Consider the following 3474-nt stretch of genomic DNA (forward strand, 5'->3'; position numbering starts at 1 on the left):
GTTCACGGATCCCGCTTTCGCGATCTCAGCCAAAAACTAATTACTTAGCTTTGGCACTCCGACAAGTATTGATATATAAATTTTGTTCGTCGATTCGAAGATATTATTCAACAAATCTGCGCTGAGTGTACGTCAGTTAAAAACTGCCCGCAAGGGGCTGTTTTTCAAAAACTTAAAATTATTTAGGGATAAACACAAATGTTTGCTCGCCTTGCATGACTAATTGCTGGTCTTGCATTTTAAGCTCTGCACCTTGCTTTAAGGCTTGTAATAACTGCTGCTCAAACTCATCAAGGTCTTCGCCGCATGACTTGCGCGTCATTCCTAATTTACTTACGGTAAGGTTACTTTCTTCAAGCGAGCCTTCACCAAAAAATTTGTTACAGCCAGCAAAACCGTTTACTTGCAGTGCTTCAATAAAGCTCATTGATGCATTAAACGAAGGTGGAATTGCTAAACCATCAACACGTGATAATTGCCATTGGGTGTATTTAAGCTGCTCACTGGTAACCGTCCCTGTTGATGCGCAACCAACACATAAACCGACTATAAGCATCGGTATTGCTGCTAATTTCATGCTACTACTAACTAATTGTCTAATTAATGTAATTGTAACAATATTTATGCCCTTTATCCGTTAAAAATGCATGTTTTAAATGTAAATTTTTGTTCTATGATAGTTCAAAAGTTATGCGATTAAGTACTAAGTTGTAGTTTTAAATACGTTATCTATTTGCTCTGGTAAAAACGGTCTACCTTTTTCATTAACAGACGTTCCTATAACCAGTGCATTGAGCATTACTTTTTCATCCCTTTTACGTATGACCGTTTGCTTAAACGCAAATTTTAAACGACTAATACGCTGCGGCTCTACAGCCACATAAAATTCATCACCTGGTAATAGTGAATGTTTATAATCCATTTCGCTGCGCATCACGACTAGGTTAATTTTATCTTTTGCTAACTGAGCAAAATCAATACCGTGTGCGTACAAGAACTCATGTCGAGCATGTTCTAAATAATTAAAATAAACACTGTTATTTACGATACCTTGTAAGTCACATTCGTAATCACGTACCTTGAAGTCAACTTTAAAGGTCATATTAGTAATCCTGATTATTTAACGTATAATTGCCGCGTTTATAGCACATGTGTTTAAATAATTGCTACCATACGAGTCCCTAAAATGGAGTTAAGTAACCCAATGAACTTACGTTTGTCTTTAATTACTGCCGCACTTTTACCGCTGCTTGGTGCACCAATTGCAGCTAACGCTGATGATAGCGACCTAGAAAGAATTGTTGTAACTGGCGATTTTCAGCGCGAAAGCATTCAAACTTTAAGCGCGAGTGCGAGCTTATTCAGCGAAGATGAAATTAATCAACGTGGTGCAAGTTACTTAGACGAAATGTTAGGCAGTACCGCCAATGTAAATTTTGCATCTGGTGCGTCGCGCGGTCGTTATATTCAAATTCGTGGCGTGGGACTTCGTTCACAATTTGTAGACCCTATTAATCCATCTGTAGGCTTAGTTATTGATGGTATTAACTATTCTGGCCTTGGTGGCAGTTCATTATTATTTGATATAGACCAAGTAGAAATTTATCGTGGGCCACAAGGTACACGCTTTGGCGCAGACGGTATGGCCGGTATGATCCAAATGGGTTCAGCTAAAGCCACAAGCGATCCAAGCTTAAAATTACAAGTAGGTGCTGGCACATACAACACCCGCGAAGCAGGCATTGCAGCAAGCACTGGCTTAACAGATGACACTAGCGCACGCGTTAGCTACTTTCGTAGAAAGTCAGACGGTTACGTAGATAACCTGTACTTAAATGACGAAACACAAAATCAAGACGAACAAGTAGCCCGTTTTAAATTAAACAGCCAGCTTACAAAGCATTTAAATACTGAGTTAAACCTGCACTATATTGATATAAACAACGGCTATGATGCGTTTACGCTTGATAACAGCCGCAATAGTGTTGCCGATGAACCAGGACAAGATAATCAACAAAGCTACGCTATAGGCGTTAATAATACTTACACGGGTTTTGACGCTTTTGATGTAAATTTAAACCTGTCGGCTATTGATACCGAGTTGCTTTATAGCTTTGACGAAGACTGGGTATGTAACGATACAAGTGAACCACAGTTATGTGCTGCTGGCTTACATCCAGATGGATACAGCTCAACTGATTTATACAGCCGCGATCGCGACGATCAGTCTGTAGATTTACAATTTAATTCTAAAACAGGTAACTGGGTTGCGGGTATTTATTACCAAAACCGTGATGTTGATTTAGAGCGCCAGTACACATGGTTAGCAAGCCCGTTCTCTTCAACTTACGAAACGAGTAACGTTGCAGTATATGGTCAAGTAGCGACTCCAATTGGCCCTAAAACAACATTAATTACAGGTTTACGTGTAGAGCAATACCAAGGCGACTACACCGATAGCAATGGCTTTATACAAGATACTGACGATGTAATGGTTGGCGGTAAAATAGCACTTGAATATCAAGTAATTGATCGCACTATGATCTACACCAGCATCACCCGTGGCTACAAAGCCGGTGGTATTAACTCAGAAGCACTGGCTAAAGCAAAAGATGAAGGCTTAAACCTAAGCGCTGATTTTTTCCAGCAACACACCAGTTTTGACCCTGAATATTTATGGAGCGGCGAATTTGGTGTTAAAGGTTCATCACTTGATGACAAATTTACACTTCGCTTAGCAGCATTTTACATGCACCGCGACGATATTCAGTTAAAAGCATGGCAAGTAGAAGGTCAGCAATTTACCGGTTATGTTGATAACGCAAGTTCTGGTAGCAACTACGGACTTGAAGTTGAAGGTAGTTACCAACTAACTGATAATCTATTTTTAACAGGTAGTGCTGGTTACTTAAACACTGAAATTGACGACTTTGTAACACAATCAGGCTTAAACCAAGACGGTCGCGAACAAGCGCAGTCACCTAAATACCAGTATGCGTTTACTGCACGTTACAACTTTACTAACGCATTTTACGGCATGGTTGGTATTGAAGGTAAGGACGATTACTACTTCTCAGATAGTCATAACTCACAGGCACCAAGCAGCAACTTAGTTAACTTAAGCTTTGGCTACGAAGCAGACATGTGGGCAGTTCGCGCATGGGCTCGTAACGTGTTTGACGAAACAGTCCCTACACGTGGTTTTGAATTTGGTAATGACCCACAAGATGGTTACGCAACGCATACCTATACACAATTAGGTGAGCCTCGCGTAGCAGGTGTTACGTTTACACTTAATCTGTAAAGCATAGCCGTTGGCTTTCAAATGAAAGCTACAGCAAGCAATAAAAAAACACCGCGTTTAAATTAAACGCGGTGTTTTTATTTGTAAGTGAGGTTTTATACCTCGCTTATTTATAAAGTTAATTTACATGAGCGCGAAATAAATTCGCACCTACAGGTTTTCCACCTACG

3 protein-coding genes are annotated in these 3474 nt (G+C 40.0%); 1 reads left to right on the forward strand and 2 read right to left on the reverse strand.

Going from position 1 to position 3474, the window contains the following annotated elements:
* Positions 1-178 precede the first annotated feature (178 nt).
* Together H5072_RS14835 and H5072_RS14840 are read right to left on the reverse strand one after the other, a co-directional pair.
* Complete coding sequence (locus tag H5072_RS14835; protein ID WP_010555269.1) at positions 179-577, reverse strand: META domain-containing protein; 399 nt, start codon at positions 575-577, stop codon at positions 179-181.
* Between the two features lie 126 nt (positions 578-703).
* Complete coding sequence (locus H5072_RS14840) at positions 704-1102, reverse strand: thioesterase family protein (protein WP_024592343.1); 399 nt, start codon at positions 1100-1102, stop codon at positions 704-706.
* An 84-nt stretch (positions 1103-1186) separates the two neighbouring features.
* On the opposite strand from H5072_RS14840, the gene H5072_RS14845 reads away from it, so the two are divergent.
* Entirely contained in the window at positions 1187-3304 is a 2118-nt protein-coding gene (locus H5072_RS14845; protein ID WP_182693954.1) for a TonB-dependent receptor, read from the forward strand.
* Positions 3305-3474 lie beyond the last annotated feature (170 nt).

Origin of the sequence: Pseudoalteromonas sp. SR45-5 (assembly GCF_014163565.1) — a bacterium.
In the GTDB taxonomy this organism is placed as follows: domain Bacteria; phylum Pseudomonadota; class Gammaproteobacteria; order Enterobacterales; family Alteromonadaceae; genus Pseudoalteromonas; species Pseudoalteromonas distincta.